The sequence below is a fragment of the Campylobacter concisus genome, assembly GCF_902460415.1.
Taxonomy (GTDB): domain Bacteria; phylum Campylobacterota; class Campylobacteria; order Campylobacterales; family Campylobacteraceae; genus Campylobacter_A; species Campylobacter_A concisus_Y.
On the sequence record NZ_CABPTY010000001.1, the window covers coordinates 507783 to 523209 of the forward strand.

At 37.9% G+C, this 15427-nt stretch carries 16 protein-coding genes; 14 read left to right on the top strand and 2 right to left on the bottom strand.

Going from position 1 to position 15427, the window contains the following annotated elements; translation table 11 throughout:
• Positions 1-361: 361 nt before the first annotated feature.
• Positions 362-1009, bottom strand: a complete 648-nt coding sequence (locus FZ940_RS02435; protein ID WP_148821365.1) for a tRNA threonylcarbamoyladenosine dehydratase — start codon at positions 1007-1009, stop codon at positions 362-364.
• Positions 999-1775: a 5'/3'-nucleotidase SurE gene (surE, locus tag FZ940_RS02440; protein ID WP_148821366.1), complete on the bottom strand. Its 777-nt coding sequence runs from the start codon at positions 1773-1775 to the stop codon at positions 999-1001. Before surE ends, FZ940_RS02435 begins: the two co-directional genes overlap by 11 nt.
• Before the next feature lie 101 nt (positions 1776-1876).
• Between surE and lpxB the strand changes: the two genes are divergently transcribed.
• The 14 genes from lpxB (at position 1877) to hisC (ending at position 15426) form a co-directional block, all read left to right on the top strand.
• Complete coding sequence (lpxB, locus tag FZ940_RS02445) at positions 1877-2911, top strand: lipid-A-disaccharide synthase (protein ID WP_148821367.1); 1035 nt, start codon at positions 1877-1879, stop codon at positions 2909-2911.
• A gap of 3 nt (positions 2912-2914) precedes the next feature.
• Positions 2915-3400: a transcription elongation factor GreA gene (gene greA / locus FZ940_RS02450; protein ID WP_087579112.1), complete on the top strand. Its 486-nt coding sequence runs from the start codon at positions 2915-2917 to the stop codon at positions 3398-3400.
• A gap of 63 nt (positions 3401-3463) precedes the next feature.
• Positions 3464-4255 carry a UDP-2,3-diacylglucosamine diphosphatase gene (locus tag FZ940_RS02455; protein WP_148821368.1) on the top strand — a complete coding sequence of 264 codons (792 nt, stop codon included), beginning with the start codon at positions 3464-3466 and terminating at the stop codon, positions 4253-4255.
• Complete coding sequence (locus FZ940_RS02460) at positions 4255-5208, top strand: chemotaxis protein (RefSeq protein ID WP_021091802.1); 954 nt, start codon at positions 4255-4257, stop codon at positions 5206-5208. Before FZ940_RS02455 ends, FZ940_RS02460 begins: the two co-directional genes overlap by 1 nt.
• 8 nt (positions 5209-5216) lie before the next feature.
• Positions 5217-7571, top strand: coding sequence for a hybrid sensor histidine kinase/response regulator (locus FZ940_RS02465; RefSeq protein WP_148821369.1), 2355 nt, complete (start codon positions 5217-5219; stop codon positions 7569-7571).
• 9 nt (positions 7572-7580) lie between these two features.
• Complete coding sequence (locus tag FZ940_RS02470; RefSeq protein ID WP_072594427.1) at positions 7581-8078, top strand: chemotaxis protein CheW; 498 nt, start codon at positions 7581-7583, stop codon at positions 8076-8078.
• Positions 8079-8086: 8 nt separating this feature from the next.
• Positions 8087-8713, top strand: a complete 627-nt coding sequence (serB, locus tag FZ940_RS02475; protein ID WP_107793422.1) for a phosphoserine phosphatase SerB — start codon at positions 8087-8089, stop codon at positions 8711-8713.
• A 6-nt stretch (positions 8714-8719) separates the two neighbouring features.
• Positions 8720-9712: a transaldolase gene (locus tag FZ940_RS02480; protein ID WP_148821370.1), complete on the top strand. Its 993-nt coding sequence runs from the start codon at positions 8720-8722 to the stop codon at positions 9710-9712.
• A gap of 116 nt (positions 9713-9828) precedes the next feature.
• Positions 9829-10365, top strand: coding sequence for a 50S ribosomal protein L25/general stress protein Ctc (locus tag FZ940_RS02485; protein ID WP_054197028.1), 537 nt, complete (start codon positions 9829-9831; stop codon positions 10363-10365).
• Between the two features lie 12 nt (positions 10366-10377).
• Positions 10378-10926, top strand: a complete 549-nt coding sequence (pth, locus tag FZ940_RS02490) for an aminoacyl-tRNA hydrolase (protein ID WP_107776346.1) — start codon at positions 10378-10380, stop codon at positions 10924-10926.
• A complete protein-coding gene (locus FZ940_RS02495) occupies positions 10923-11987 on the top strand; it encodes an LptF/LptG family permease (protein WP_107697561.1) in 1065 nt (354 codons plus the stop codon). The genes pth and FZ940_RS02495 overlap by 4 nt, the downstream gene beginning before the upstream one ends.
• Positions 11988-12042: 55 nt before the next feature.
• Positions 12043-13266, top strand: coding sequence for a diaminopimelate decarboxylase (gene lysA / locus FZ940_RS02500; RefSeq protein ID WP_148821371.1), 1224 nt, complete (start codon positions 12043-12045; stop codon positions 13264-13266).
• Positions 13250-14329, top strand: coding sequence for a prephenate dehydratase (gene pheA / locus FZ940_RS02505; RefSeq protein WP_084042224.1), 1080 nt, complete (start codon positions 13250-13252; stop codon positions 14327-14329). The genes lysA and pheA overlap by 17 nt, the downstream gene beginning before the upstream one ends.
• Positions 14329-15426, top strand: coding sequence for a histidinol-phosphate transaminase (gene hisC, locus FZ940_RS02510; protein ID WP_148821372.1), 1098 nt, complete (start codon positions 14329-14331; stop codon positions 15424-15426). The genes pheA and hisC overlap by 1 nt, the downstream gene beginning before the upstream one ends.
• The last annotated feature ends 1 nt before the right edge of the window (position 15427 follow it).

The window sequence follows — 15427 nt, forward strand, 5'->3', positions numbered from 1 at the left end:
AAAAAGGGGCAGGAGGGGGATAAGGGGATGGACTTCGTGTCTGCCACGCAGTTGCGAGCCTGAGAAGTAAAATTTAAGTCCCCTTGCCTCTCTTTTGAATAAAAAATTGCAAATTTAATCAAGCCATCTTTGCAAATTTTAAACTTTCATTCGCTCGCAAGAATTGATTACTAAAATTTGGCTTTGCTTACCGCTTATCTCAAATTTTAGAGCCGAAATTACTCGCTCATAAATTTTAAAATTTGCTAGATTCTCATCTTGGATTGTTAAATTCGTGTTTTGTAGAGCTGGCTATTAAATTTATATCCAAAAATGCCAGCTCTAATTTGAAATTTTGCTTGGAGAGTAAATTTTTGACTTACTACTCAACTATCTTTTTAACAGCTAGTGAAGCTAAATTTAGCCCAAAGCAAGCAGTCACGCCCATGAAGCTTCCAAGTGGCTTGCAAAGTGGCTCTTCTGTTGAAAAAACCACGTCAAATTTACCGCTAAAACCTGATTTTTTGAGCTCATATCTATATTTTCTAGCTAGCGGATCGACCGAGGTTTTCCAAACGCTAGCCACCTTTATCTTAGTTGGATCGATCCTTTTTGCCCCACCCATCGAGGCTATAAATCTACTAGGATCTACCGCATTTGCAAGGGCGATCTTGGCAGTGATATCATCGATCGCATCGATCATCACATCAAATTTGCTAAAGTCAAAACCAGCAATAAATTCTGGCGTGATCAGTGCTTGAATAGGCGTGATGCAAGGATAAATTTTGGCAAACTCCTCTACCTTTACGCCGCCAACGTTTTCGCTGTAAATTTGGCGGTTTTGATTTGTCACGTCAAAGATGTCTTTATCGATTAAAGTGATGTGCCCAACCCCGCTTCTAGCAAGCGCATCCACGCACATTCCGCCTACACCACCAGCTCCACAAACTAGCACTTTTGCGCTTTGAAGCCTGCTAAAACCATCCTCGCCAAAGAGCCATCTTATCCTTGTAAATCTATCATTTTGCATCAAATTTCTCCTTTAGGCTCTCCAAGCTCTCATATGAAGTCATATTTAGTTTTATGGGCGTTATTGTCGCAAAGCCCTCATTTACCTTACTGATGTCACTTGGCTCGCCACCCTCGTAGTCAAGTGCTGCGTTTCCAAGCCAGTAGTACTCGATCCCTCTTGGGTTGCGATTAAGCGTAGCATGCGTGGCATAGGTGCGTTTGCCAGCTGGTACGACGGTGTAGCCTTTGAAATTTTTGCTTGTTACGGCTGGGATGTTTACATTTAAAAATTCCCTCGTATTTAGCAAAATTTCACCCTCTAGCACCTTCGGTACGATAAATTTCACGACCTCTTTTGCTAGATTAAAGCCAAGTTCATTTAATGAGTTGTTTGCATAAAACTGCGAAAAAGCGATACTTCTAATGCCTTGCAAAACCCCCTCCATGGCAGCTCCGCATGTACCAGAATAGGTGATGTCTTCGCCTAAATTTGCCCCGTGATTTATACCACTTATCACTAGATCTGGCTTTTTATTATAAAGTGCGTGAAGTGCGAGATAGACGCAGTCACTTGGTGTGGCGTCATCGAGTTTAAAAAAGTTATCATCAAGTTTTATAAATCTAAGTGGCCTTGTAAGTGTCAAAGAGTGAGCGCAGGCTGATTTTTCAGAGCTTGGAGCTACGATCGTGACATTTACGCCATCTAGCTCGCTTAAAGCCTCTTTTAAAGCAAGCAAGCCAGTCGCTTCAAATCCATCGTCATTTGTTATCAAAATTTCTTTCAAATTTTATCCTTTAAAGGCTTGGATTTTATCACAGCTTTCTTAAAATTTTAAAGAATTTTTGCGTATAATGCCCCTAAAAAAGACCTGATGAAAGTGTGTAAATGAAAATTTTAGTCTCCGCTCTTGAACCATCGGCAAATTTGCATTTAAAAGAAATTTTGAAAAATTTCGAGGGCGAATTTGAGCTAATGGGAATTTTTAGCGAAGAATTTGGCACGCCATATATGAAAAGCAGCGAGTTTTCTGCGATGGGCTTTGTCGAGGTTTTGCCGCTCATTTTAAAAGCAAAAAAGGCGATGAAAGTGATGAGTCAGATGGCAAAAGAGGCCGACGCAGTGCTACTAATAGACAGCCCAGCCTTTAACTTGCCGCTTGCAAAGGCGATAAAAGAAGCTGGTGTAAAAGCAGCCGTGACATACTACATCTTGCCTCAAGTTTGGGCGTGGAAGCCAAAGCGTGTGAGTGCGGTTGAGAGATATTGTGACAATCTTGCTTCGATCCTACCATTTGATGCGAAATTTTATAGCCGCTCGACCTACGTGGGCCATCCTTTGATGGATGAGATAAAGCTTAAGAAAACTAGCCTAAGTAGCAGTGGCAAAGTGGCGTTTTTACCGGGATCAAGAAGGTCAGAGATTTCAAGGCTGATACCAGTTTATAGAGAACTTGCTAAAAAGATAGAAGCAAAAAGGCTACTTGTCGTGCCACCATTTTTGCTTGATAAAGTGAGTGAGATTTATGGCGATGTGAGCGATTTTGAGGTCGTCTCAAATACGCCTGAAGCTTTGTGTGAGAGTGATTTTGCCTTTGTTTGCTCTGGCACTGCTACGCTTGAAGCAGCGCTCATTGGTACGCCATTTGTGCTAGCTTACAAGGCAAAAGCGATAGACGTTTTCATCGCTAGGAAATTTGTAAAGATCAAGCATGCAGGACTTGCAAATATAATGTTTGACTTCATGGGCAAAGAGCCACTTCACGAGGAATTTATCCAAGAGTTTGCAACGGCTGAAAATTTACTAAGAGTTTATGAGAGCTGTGATAGGCAGAAATTTTTAAAAGGCTGTGACGAATTGAGAGAGTATTTGTCGCATGGCAGCAGTAAAAATGTAGTAAAAATTTTAAAGAATATGGAGTAAAAAATGAGTGAACCAATGACAATGCACGGATATGAGAAGATAGAAGCTGAACTAAAAGATCTAAGGCTGGTGCAACGCCCTCAAATCGTAACTGAGATCGACATCGCAAGAAGCCACGGCGATCTAAAAGAAAATGCCGAGTATCACGCTGCAAAAGAAAAGCAAGCTTTCATAGATGCTAGGATAGCAGAGCTAGGCTCGCTTCTTGCAAATGCCGAAGTGATCGATCCAAGTAGCTACGAGCACGATAGAGTTAGGTTTGGCTCGAGTGTGACGATAATGGACGAGGAAACCGAAATAGAGCATACATATACGATAGTTGGCATTAGTGAAAGCGACATTGACAAAGGCTATATCTCGATAAACTCACCTCTTGCAAAGCAGCTTTTGGGCAAGGCCGAGGGCGATGAAGTGGTGCTAAATTTACCAAAAGGTAGAAGCGACGTTGAGATTGTAAAAATTTGCTATAAGCCTATAAAATTTGACTAAAAAGATGATGCAAAGAGCTAGAAACTGCTTTTTGGCTCTGCTAATTTTTAATTAAGGCAAAATTTGAACGAATATCTATATGCCCCTATTATAAAAGAAGGCGCGATCTTTATAGCTGATGCGCATGAAAATGTAAACCGAAATGGCTTTTTAAAATTTTTAAGAGCTGTTGATAGCGGGGAGATCAAAGAGCCGCCACAAATTTTTTTATTAGGCGATATGTTTGATTTTTTAACGGGCGAGGGCGAATACACAAGAGAATTTTACGCTGAGCACTTAAGCCTTATAAATAAAATTTCACAAAAGGTAGAAATTTTTTACTTCGAGGGCAACCACGACTTTAGACTTTCAAATTTATTTAATAAAACAAGAGAAATTTGGGATGGGCGTGAGATGCTGCGTTATAAAAGAGTTAGGGTTTATGATATTTACGATCAGCCAGCAAATTTTAAGACGATCAATGAAGAGCGCGTCCAGATCGCACATGGTGATATATTTTTACCTTTTATAGATAAATACGCACTTAGATTTTTGCGAGTAAAATGGTTTTTAAAATTTATGAATGCTTTGGATAAATTTTTAAATTTTAAAATATCAAAAGCGATACTAGCTAGGCTTACTAAGAAAAATTTAGACTACAAAATTCCTAATTTTAAGGAGCTAATGAGCAAGCATTTGCAAGGATATGAGGCTGGTATTGTGATAGAAGGACACTATCATCAAGGCGAGCAATTTAATATTTATGATAAGTTTTATATAAATTTACCTTGTTTTGCATGTGAGCAAAGTTATTTTGTTGTAGAATACGCCCAGCAAAAATTAAATTTGCTCAAAATGAGTTTGAAAGGACATTGATGTTTGGAGATAACGTACTAAAAACGGACTCAAACGAGATGGAACTTGTTGATTTTCGTATCTTTAAAAAGACCGAAAACAAAGTATATGAAGGAATATACGGAGTCAATGTCGCAAAGGTGCGGGAGATCATTAAGATGCCAAATCTTACAGAGCTTCCTGGCGTTCCCGAGTATATCGAGGGAATTTTTGATTTAAGGGGCGTGGTGATCCCTGTTATAAATTTGGCAAGATGGATGAATATTATCGAGCCAACTGAAGGCGTAGTTATAAAGCCACGTGTTATTATTGCTGAGTTTAGTGGTATTTTGATCGGTTTTATCGTCCATGAGGCAAAAAGGATCAGGCGTATAAGCTGGAAAGATATCGAGCCTGCAAATTTTGCTTCAGGTTCTGGCGCTTTAGACAAAGGTAAAATAACAGGCGTAACAAGAATAGAAAATGATGAAGTTTTGCTTATTCTTGATCTTGAAAGCATAGTAGAAGAGCTTGGAATTTACTCACCAAAGATCGAATTTGATGTAACAGACGATCAAAAATTAAAAGGTGCTGCTTTAGTTTTAGATGATAGCTCAACTGCTAGAAAACTAGTAAAAGATGCACTTGAGAAGATGGGACTTAGCGTAGTTGAGGCTAAAAACGGCGTTGAGGGCTTGGAGAGAATGGAAGAGCTTTATCAAAGATATGGAGATAACTTATCAAGAGAGCTTAGAGTTATCTTAAGTGATATCGAAATGCCACAGATGGATGGCTACCGCTTTGCTTCAACTCTTAAAAATGATGAAAGATTTAAAGAAGTTCCAATAGTATTTAACTCCTCATTGAGTAATGATTTTAGTGAAATCAAGAGCAAAGAAGCTGGTGGTGCGGCGTATCTTACAAAATTTGATGCAAGCATATTTTATCAAGAAGTGCTAAAAGTTATTGAAGCACATTCTAAATCTGCAAAATGAGGTGAAACATGGATGATATGAAAGAAATAATGGAAGACTTTTTAATAGAGGCTTTCGAACTTATTGAGCAGATAGATCACGACCTTGTTGAGCTTGAGTCAAACCCTGAAGATTTGGAATTATTAAATAGAATTTTCCGTGTTGCTCATACAGTAAAAGGTAGCTCAAGCTTTTTAAATTTTGATGTTTTAACAGAGCTTACTCACCATATGGAGGATGTTTTAAATAAAGCTAGAAAAGGCGAGCTAAAGATCACTCCAGATATTATGGACGTAGTTCTTGAGTCAGTTGATATGATGAAAGGCTTGTTAAGCAGCATTAGAGATCATGGAAACGATACAGCTGCTGGCATTGATATTAAAAATATTTGCGCAAGACTTACTCAAATTTCTGAAGGTGAAGCTCCAGCAGCAGCTCCTGAAGCTTCTGCCACGCCAGTAGTTGAGCCAACGCCAGAGCCAGCAAAAGAGCCAGAGCCAGCTGCACCTGCCGAAGAAGCGCCAGAGATAAGTGATGCTGAGCTTTCAAAGCTAAGTGATTCAGAAGTTGAAGCTGAGATAGAAAGGCTCTTAAAGGTTAGAAAGGCTGAGGATCAAGCAAGGCGTGCTTCAAAAGGTATAGCTCCAAAATCTCCTAGCGAGATAGCCCCAGCTGCAAGTAACACTTCAGCTCCAGCTGCAAAAGCAGAGAGTAAGGAAAAAGACGGAGATAAAAAGGTTCCAGCAGCAAGCAGCGGTGCAGTAGCGCAGGAACAAACTATACGTGTTGAGGTAAAAAGACTTGACCACTTAATGAACCTAATAGGCGAGCTTGTTCTTGGTAAAAACCGCTTATTAAAAATTTATGATGACGTGGAAGAGAGATATGAGGGTGAGAAATTCCTTGAAGAGCTAAATCAAGTAGTTTCAAGTCTAAGCTTAGTGACGACTGATATTCAGCTTGCTGTTATGAAGACAAGAATGCTACCAATAGCAAAAGTCTTTAATAAATTCCCACGTATGATACGCGATCTTAGCCGCGATCTTGGTAAGCAAATCGATCTTGAAATTTCAGGTGAAGAGACAGAGCTTGATAAGTCAATTGTAGAAGAGATCGGCGATCCACTAGTTCACATCATCAGAAATTCATGCGATCACGGCATCGAGGATCCTGAGACAAGAAAGGCAGCAGGTAAGCCAGAAAAAGGCCTTGTTCAACTAAAAGCTTACAATGAAGGCAACCACATCGTTGTTGAGATAGTTGATGATGGTAAAGGCTTAGATGCTGATATGCTTAAATCTAAATCGATAGAAAAAGGCATCATCACTGAGCGTGAAGCTGATGCGATGAGTGAAAAAGAGGCATTTGGTCTTATCTTTAGACCAGGATTTTCAACTGCGGCAAAAGTTACAAACGTATCTGGTCGCGGCGTTGGCATGGACGTTGTTAAGACTAATATCGAAAAACTAAACGGTATCATTGATATTGAAAGTGAGGTTGGAAAAGGCACAGTTATGAAGCTTAAAATTCCACTCACGCTTGCGATTATTCAGTCACTACTTGTTGGAACACAAGAAGAATTTTATGCTATTCCACTTGCTAGTGTTCTTGAAACTGTTCGTGTACCGATTGATGATATTTACACGATCGATGGCAAAAATGTACTAAGGCTAAGAGATGAAGTCTTGTCTCTTGTTAGGCTTTCTGACGTATTTGGTGTTGAAAAGGCATTTGATGGCGGAGATCAAACTTATGTCGTAATAATCGGTGTTGCTGAAGCAAAACTAGGCATTATCGTCGATACTTTGGTTGGGCAAGAAGAGATTGTTATTAAATCAATGGGCGATTATCTACAAAATATCCCAGGTATTGCCGGTGCGACTATTAGAGGTGATGGCCGTGTGACATTGATTATTGACGTTGGTGCTATGATGGAGATGGCAAAAGATATCAAGGTAGACATTAGAGCCGAAATAGAAGATAGTACAAAAGCAAAGGAAAAACCAAGTGATTATAAAGTCTTGATAGTTGATGACTCAAAAATGGATAGAACTATCATGCAAAAAGCGCTTGAACCAACTGGGGTAACGATAATAGAGGCCACAAATGGTGTTGAGGCATTAAATATCGTAAAATCCGGAGAACACTCCTTTGATGCGATCTTGATAGATATTGAGATGCCAAGAATGGATGGATATACACTGGCTGGCGAAATTAGAAAATACTCTAAGTATAGAAATTTACCACTTATTGCTGTTACATCAAGGACGTCAAAAACAGATAGATTGCGTGGCGTAGAAGTTGGAATGACTGAGTATATTACAAAACCATATTCAGCCGAGTACTTAGAAAATGTCGTTAGAAAGAATATAAAATTAGCTTAGGGGTAAGGGATGAACAATAAACTAAATCAAGTTTTAAGTAAACAAAAACAGCAAATGAATGGTCCTGAGTTAAAAAATAATGAGGATATAGTTCAGCTAGTAGGATTTGTTGTCGGTGAGGAAGAGTACGCAATACCTATTTTAAACATCCAAGAGATAATCAAACCTATTGAATATACACGTGTTCCTAGTGTGCCTGATTACGTTCTTGGCGTGTTTAACCTACGTGGAAATGTTATTCCGCTTATTGATTTGCGTAAGCGTTTTTCACTAAATGTCACAAAACAAAGCCCAAGCACAAGATATATCGTTATGAAAGATGCGGATAATATCGCTGGCTTTGTGATAGACCGCTTGACTGAGGCCATCAGAATAGACCGTAACAGGATCGATCCGCCACCAGAGACTTTAGTAAAAGATAAAGGCATGATTTATGGTATCGGAAAGCGCGACCAAAATATCCTTACGATCTTGAAGGTCGAAAGCCTTTTAAAACGTGATTTTTAGGGTATAGCTTGATAAAACTTTGTGTTTTTGATTTTGACTCTACAATAATGGACGGCGAGACGATAGATATTCTCGCCGCCGCTAATAATGCTAGTGAAGAAGTAGCTAATATAACTAAGCGTTCAATGAACGGTGAGCTTGATTTTTTTGAAAGTCTTACGAAAAGAGTAAAATTTTTAAAAGGATTGCCACTTTTAAAAGTAAATGAAATTTGCAGAAATTTACCCATAATGCCAGGAGCTGGCGAGCTAATAGAGGCTTTAAAGCAAAAAGGTATCAAAGTTGTGGTTTTTAGCGGTGGATTTCATAATGCAACCGATGTAATGCAAAAAAAGCTTAATTTTGATGCAAATTTTGCAAATATCTTGCATCATAAAGATGGAATTTTAAGTGGTGAAGTTGGCGGAGAGATGATGTTTAGTAGTTCAAAGGGAGATATGATTGACTGCTTGTGTGGACTATTAAATTTAGGCAAGGACGAGATAATGTGTGTTGGGGACGGGGCCAATGACATATCGATGTTTAGAAAGTGCGGCCTTAGCATTGCATTTTGTGCAAAAGATATCTTAAAAAAAGAAGCGACACATTGTGTTGATGTTAAAGATTTGCGTGAAATTTTAAAATTTATAAGGTAGAAACTAATGTATGACAACGAAGCTAAATTCTCTCTTTGGTGTGATTTTATAGAGAGAAATTTTTTACAAAGCGAATTTAACTCTTTATCGGAAAATAATATTATAAACGGTGCTACAAGCAACCCAGCTATTTTTAAAACAGCGTTTGCTTCACCTGCTTATAAAAAGATCATAGAAACTAGCAATAAACGCCACCCAAAAGATCTTTATGAAATTTTAGCTACTCAAGATATAAAAATCGCCGCATGTAAAATGTTAATAAATTATGCAAACGGCGATGATGGCTTTGTAAGCATTGAGGTTGATCCAAATTTAAGCGACGATACAGCTGCAACGATAGAAGAAGGTATCAGGCTTCATAATCTAATATCAATGCCAAATGTTATGATAAAAATTCCAGCTACAAAAGATGGTTATGAGGCAATGAGCGCGCTTATGGCAAGAGGAATTAGCGTAAATGCAACGCTTATATTTTCGCCAGATCAGGCTAAAAACTGCCTTGAAGCATTTAAAGAAGGCAGTAAGGCTTATGCAAGTCGCTTTATGGATACTACTATGCCAAAAGGTGTGATAAGTGTTTTTGTAAGTAGATTTGATAGAAAGCTTGATGAGGTTATGGCTGCAAAGAGCTTGCCAACGGGACAAATTGGCATAATGAATGCTGCGAATATATACCACCTGATTGAAGATTTTGGACTAGAAAATGTAAGAACACTTTTTGCAAGCACAGGCGTAAAAGGCGGTAGTTTAAGAGGGGATTATTACGTTAGAGAGCTAATGTATAAAAATTCTATAAATACAGCACCAATAGAGACGATAAAAGAATTTATAAAAGAAAAAGCAGAGGCAAAAAATGTACCTAGTAAAGAAAATATCTCAAGCTTTTTTCAGATTATAAAAAATAATGAGATAGATATAAATGTCGTTTATAAAGATTTATTAAGCGATGGCTTAAAGCAGTTTGTGTCAGCATTTGATGATATTATGAAATCACTTTAAACAAAGAACCCAGGCTAATACATAAACAGAAAAAGTGATCATTCTTAAACAAGCTTTATGTGAAATTTATAAAGCATTGGATAAAATCAGCACCTATTTTTTATGAAAGGAAAACGATGTTAGAAGGAATCGTTAGAGAGAGTATCGGTAAGAAGTCTGCGAAGGCTTTGAGAAGAGATGGTTATCTAATCGCCAACATTTATGGCAAGGGATTAGAGAATATTGCAGCTGCTTTTAAAGTAAATGACTTTATTAAAGAAGCACGCAAAAAAGAGAGCCTTGCTTTTGATGTAAAAGTAGGCGGAAAAGTTTATAATGTCGTTATTGTTGATTACCAAAGAGATGTTGTTACAAGTGATCTTAAACACGTAGATCTAAAAGTAGCACTTCCAGGCGTTTTATCAAAATATATGATCCCAGTTAAGCCAGTTGGAACACCTATTGGTCTTAAAAATAAGGGCGTTTTGATCCAATCAAAAAGACGTCTTTGCGTAAAATGCACAGCTGAAAATTTACCAAATTCATTTGACGTTGATGTAAGCAAACTTGACATTGATGATACGATTTTGGTTCGTGATATCACAGCTCCTAAGGGCGTTACTATTGTAGACGCTGACCGTGTTGCGGTACTTGGAGTTATTAAAGCTAAATAAAAAAGGGCTTTTGTGACACTAATAGCGGGGCTAGGAAATCCTGGCTCCAAATATGAAAACACTAGACATAATATAGGCTTTATGCTTATAGATCTCCTAAAAGACTCAAATTACAAAGATGTTAGCTCAGCCAAATTCCAAGGCGAAGTTTTTAAATTTAATGACATTATCTTGCTAAAACCAACAACCTTTATGAACCTCTCAGGACAAAGTGTAAAAGCGGTCAAAGATTTTTATAAACCAGATAGAATAATCGTAATACACGATGACCTTGATCTTAGTTTTGGTGCAGTTAAATTTAAAAAAGGCGGCAGTAGCGGCGGCCATAACGGCATAAAATCGATCGATGGACTAATAGGCAATGACTACGAAAGGGTGCGTGTTGGCATTGGGCACCTTGGTGATGCTAAAAATTTTGTTCTTGGAGAGTTTAGTGATGAGGAGAAAAAGGCTTTAGATGAAATTTTAGCCTACACAAAAAATACAGTTTGCGAGCTACTAAAGAGTGACATCAATGAAATTTCGCAAAAATTTACGATAAAAAAAGGTCTTATCAAATGAAACTATACGCCAGATACGTTGGCTGGGTCTATATAAAATCTTTTCTTATCGTATTTTTAGCACTTGAACTATTTTATGTTGGTATCGATCTACTTACAAATTTAAAAGATCTGCCGCCATCTGCAAACCTTCAGCTCCTTTATGTTGGGCTTACATCGCTTAGCGCTATTGGCTACGTTTTGCCACTTTCGCTTATTTTTGCACTCATTATTTTGCATGTAAATATGGTCAGGTCAAACGAGCTAATCAGCTTTTATGCGCTTGGTATTAGTAAAAATAGTCTAATTTTTCCACCATTTTTTATTGCACTTTTTGTAACTATTTTTTATGTTGGCTTAAATTTTACTCCATTTGCCTATGCGCACGACTATCAAAAAAGTATCGCTAAAAATACGGCTTTTTCGAAAAACACAAATGATTCGTTTTTAAAATTTGAAGGCAAATTTATCTACATAAAGGAGCTAAATTCTGTTAATCAAATAGCAAATGATGTTAGAATTTTTGAGATAAATGGCACAAATTTACTCTCAACTACATTTGCAAATCATGCTAATTTTAAAGACAATGAGTGGATTTTAAAAGATGTTAATCAAACTATTTTGCCGCAAATTTTAGAGCTTGGTGGGGCTGGTTTTAATAAAATACAAAGCGAGAACTTAGATGCACTAAAAGGCTTTAAGCCAAAGAGTATTGAAAGCGCTGTTAGCGTTGAAAACTCAAAATTTAATATCCCAGATGCGATAAATTTTATAAAGACATTTAAAAATGAAGGCATCGGCCTTGATAGCGCAAAAACAGCTTTTTACAACCTTGCTATCGCTCCATTTTTTGCACCATTTTTATTGCTCATTTTTTACTATCATTTGCCTGTAACTGGTAGATTTTTTAATCTTGCACTTTCGACTTTTATCTTTGTTGTGATAACTCTTGTCGTTTGGGGATTGCTCTTTATTCTTGCAAAATTTGCACAAACTTCTGTGATCTTGCCAGAGATTGGCATAGTTTTGCCAGTTATTTTACTTTTTGCATACGCCATTTATCTCATAAAATCGCATCGTTAAGCCAAATTTTGGCAAGCTTTTTGTAAAATCAAGTCATTTTAATAAAGGCTATTTTATGGATTTTAAAGAGCTTGCAAGTAGATACAAAACCCCACTTTACATTTATGATTTTAACCACATAAAAAACCGTTACGAAGCACTAAAAAATGCTTTTTTTGCTAGAAAATCTCTCATTTGCTATGCGGTGAAAGCAAACTCAAATTTAAGTGTTTTGAAATTTCTAGCTGATCTTGGAGCTGGATTTGATTGTGTTAGCATTGGCGAAGTAAAAAGAGCGCTTTTAGCAGGTGCAAAGAGATATCAGATCATTTTTAGTGGCGTTGGCAAAAGCGATGAAGAGTTAAAAGAGGCTTTGAAAAATGAAATTTTGCTCATAAATGTCGAGAGTTTTGCCGAACTTTTAAGGCTTGAAGAGATCGCAAAAGAGCTAAACTTAAAGGCAAGGATCAGCATTAGGGTAAATCCAGGTGTCGATGCAAAAACTCACCCATATATCTCGACAGGACTAAATGAAAATAAATTTGGCGTTGATGCTGAAACAGCCAAAAGAATGTACATCCACGCTAAAAACTCGGACTTTCTTGAGCCAACTGGCATACATTTTCACATCGGCTCACAGCTAACTTCACTTAGCCCGATAATCGATGCTGCAAATATCGTTAGTGAGCTTTTAAGAGAGCTAAGAGCACTTGAGATTGATATCAAATTCTTTGACGTTGGTGGTGGACTTGGCATCATTTATAACGATGAAAAAGAGATAAATTTATATGACTACGCACAAGGAATTTTAGGCGCGCTAAAGGGTCAAGATGTGACTATCGTATGTGAGCCAGGGCGCTTTATCGTAGGTAATGCTGGCTATTTTGTGGCAAGCGTTTTATATGAAAAATTTAACGGCAAAAAGAGATTTGTCATCACTGATGGTGCGATGAATGATCTTATTAGACCAAGCCTTTATGGTGCTCATCATGAAATTTTTGTTTATGGCAAAGATAAAAATTTAGGCCCATGCGACGTGGTTGGTCCAGTTTGTGAAAGTGGCGACTTTTTGGCAAAAGATATAGAGTTGCCAGAGTGCGATAGTGGCGATATCATCGTGGTAAAAGGTGCTGGGGCTTATGGATTTAGCATGAGTTCAAACTACAACACAAGAAACAGAGCCGCTGAAGTTTGCGTGCTTGATGGCAAAGATAGACTTATAAGAAGACGTGAGAGCTTTGAAGATGTCGTGGCACTTGAGAGAGAATTTTTGGAGAGCGCTGATGCAAGAGCTAAATGAGCTTAGAAAAGAGATCGATGCGATCGATGATCTCATCTTAAATAAACTAAATGAAAGGATGATTTTAGTTGAGCAAATCGGCAAGCTAAAACAAACTAGCGGAACGCCTATATATCGTCCTGAGCGTGAGCGAGCTATCATAAACCGCTTAACTAGCCTTAGTAAAGATAAGGCTTTAAATAAAGCTGCGATCGAGGCCATCTATCTTGAAATTTTTGCTGTTAGTAGAAATTTAGAAATGCCTCAAAAAATCGTCTATCTAGGGCCTGAAGGCACTTACACGCATCAGGCGGCTCAGAGTAGATTTGGGGCAATGAGTTCATATTTGCCACTTGCGACCATCGAGGCGGTTTTTACAAAGCTAGCTCAAAAAGAGGCAAAATACGGTGTTGTGCCTATTGAAAATAATACCGAAGGCGCTGTTGGCGCTACGCTTGATTGTTTGAGTAAATTCAGTGATATAAAAATAGTTGCTGAGCTTTATGTGGATATCCATCACAGCTTTGTTAGCATAAATGAAAATTTAAAAGAGATAAAACGAATTTATTCACATCCGCAGGGATATAATCAATGCCGTAAATTTCTAGAAGATCATATGCTAAATGAAATTGAATTTGTTCCAGCAAAATCAACCGCAGCAGCTGCATACATGGCATCAATGGATAGAAATTCAGCTGCCATTTGCTCAAAGATTGCAGCAAAAATTTATAACGTGCCAATCGTCTATGAGACGATTGAAGATAATATGGCAAATAGAACGAGATTTTTGATTTTAAGCGATTTTAAAAACGCAAGAGTTGAAAACTCAAAAACTTCGATCCTAGCAAAGACTGATCACAGCCCAGGACGCCTTGCTGATCTACTTTCTATATTTAAAAATGAAAATATCAATATCACAAAACTTGAGTCACGCCCTATCAAGCAACGCGAGTTTAAATCAATGTTTTATCTTGATTTTGAAGGGCATATCGACGATGAGAAGGTGCAAAATGCCTTTGAGTTAGCAAAAGAGAGCGGTGCTGAGATAAGCTGGTTGGGGAGTTATTTAAACGGAGAAGAGTAATGAAGTTTAATGATTTTTTAGATGATTTAGTTAATTACGAGGCTGGAAAGCCGATCGAGCTTGTAGTTAGAGAGTTTGGCATCGAGGCAAAAGATGTGATAAAGCTAGCTAGTAACGAAAACCCTTTTGGTACGAGCAAACGCGTAGAGGAGGCACTAAAAGAGGTCGCTAAAAAAGCACATCTCTATCCAGACGATAGCTACTTTGAGCTAAAAGAAGGACTGGCTAAGAAATTTGGCGTAACTAGCAAAAATTTAATCATCGGCTCTGGAAGCGACCAGATCATAGAATACGCACTTCACGCAAAGGCGAATAAGCAAAGTGGTGTTTTGATGGCTGGCGTGACATTTGCGATGTATGAAATTTATGCAAAACAAACCGGAGCTAAAATTTACCGCACAAAGAGCGTAGAGCATGATCTAAAAGAGTTTTTAGAAATTTATAATGCACATAAAGATGAAATTTCAGTAATCTTTCTTTGCTTGCCAAACAATCCTTTGGGTGAGTGTTTGGATGCAGATGAGGTCTTTAAATTTATAAAAAGCATTGATGAAAACACGCTTGTGGTGCTTGATTGTGCTTACAACGAATTTGCTAAATTTAAAGATAGCAAAAAAGAGATAAAGCCAAGCGAGGTGGTGAAATTTAAAAATGCCATCTATCTTGGCACTTTCTCAAAGGCCTATGCGCTTGGTGGTATGCGCGTGGGATACGGCGTGGCAAATGAAGAGATCATAGGCGCTCTTTCAAAACTAAGAGCTCCGTTTAACATCACAACTCCAAGCTTAAGAGCAGCGATAGTAGCACTTGGAGATGATGAGTTTGTGCAGCAAACCATGCAAAATAACTTCGAGCAAATGAAGAGATATGAAGAATTTGCAAAGCAAAATGGCATAGAATTTATCCCAAGCTATACGAATTTCATAACTTTTAAATTTAACGAGCCAAAATCAAGCCAGATATGCGAAAAGATGCTAAAAAAGGGTATAATTTTGCGAGATCTAAAAAGCTACGCCTTAAATGCGGTGAGAATCACCATCGGCCTTAGCTGGCAAAATGATAGAGTTTTTGAAGAATTAAAGCAAATTTTAAAGTAGG

Bases quoted from the DNA above. Each gene is read 5' to 3' on its own strand.
- FZ940_RS02435 (WP_148821365.1), bottom strand. From the start codon at position 1,009: ATGCAAAATGATAGATTTACAAGGATAAGATGGCTCTTTGGCGAGGAT.
- lpxB (WP_148821367.1), top strand. From the start codon at position 1,877: ATGAAAATTTTAGTCTCCGCTCTTGAACCATCGGCAAATTTGCATTTA.
- greA (WP_087579112.1), top strand. From the start codon at position 2,915: ATGAGTGAACCAATGACAATGCACGGATATGAGAAGATAGAAGCTGAA.
- FZ940_RS02460 (WP_021091802.1), top strand. From the start codon at position 4,255: ATGTTTGGAGATAACGTACTAAAAACGGACTCAAACGAGATGGAACTT.
- FZ940_RS02465 (WP_148821369.1), top strand. From the start codon at position 5,217: ATGGATGATATGAAAGAAATAATGGAAGACTTTTTAATAGAGGCTTTC.
- FZ940_RS02470 (WP_072594427.1), top strand. From the start codon at position 7,581: ATGAACAATAAACTAAATCAAGTTTTAAGTAAACAAAAACAGCAAATG.
- FZ940_RS02480 (WP_148821370.1), top strand. From the start codon at position 8,720: ATGTATGACAACGAAGCTAAATTCTCTCTTTGGTGTGATTTTATAGAG.
- FZ940_RS02485 (WP_054197028.1), top strand. From the start codon at position 9,829: ATGTTAGAAGGAATCGTTAGAGAGAGTATCGGTAAGAAGTCTGCGAAG.
- FZ940_RS02495 (WP_107697561.1), top strand. From the start codon at position 10,923: ATGAAACTATACGCCAGATACGTTGGCTGGGTCTATATAAAATCTTTT.
- lysA (WP_148821371.1), top strand. From the start codon at position 12,043: ATGGATTTTAAAGAGCTTGCAAGTAGATACAAAACCCCACTTTACATT.
- pheA (WP_084042224.1), top strand. From the start codon at position 13,250: ATGCAAGAGCTAAATGAGCTTAGAAAAGAGATCGATGCGATCGATGAT.
- hisC (WP_148821372.1), top strand. From the start codon at position 14,329: ATGAAGTTTAATGATTTTTTAGATGATTTAGTTAATTACGAGGCTGGA.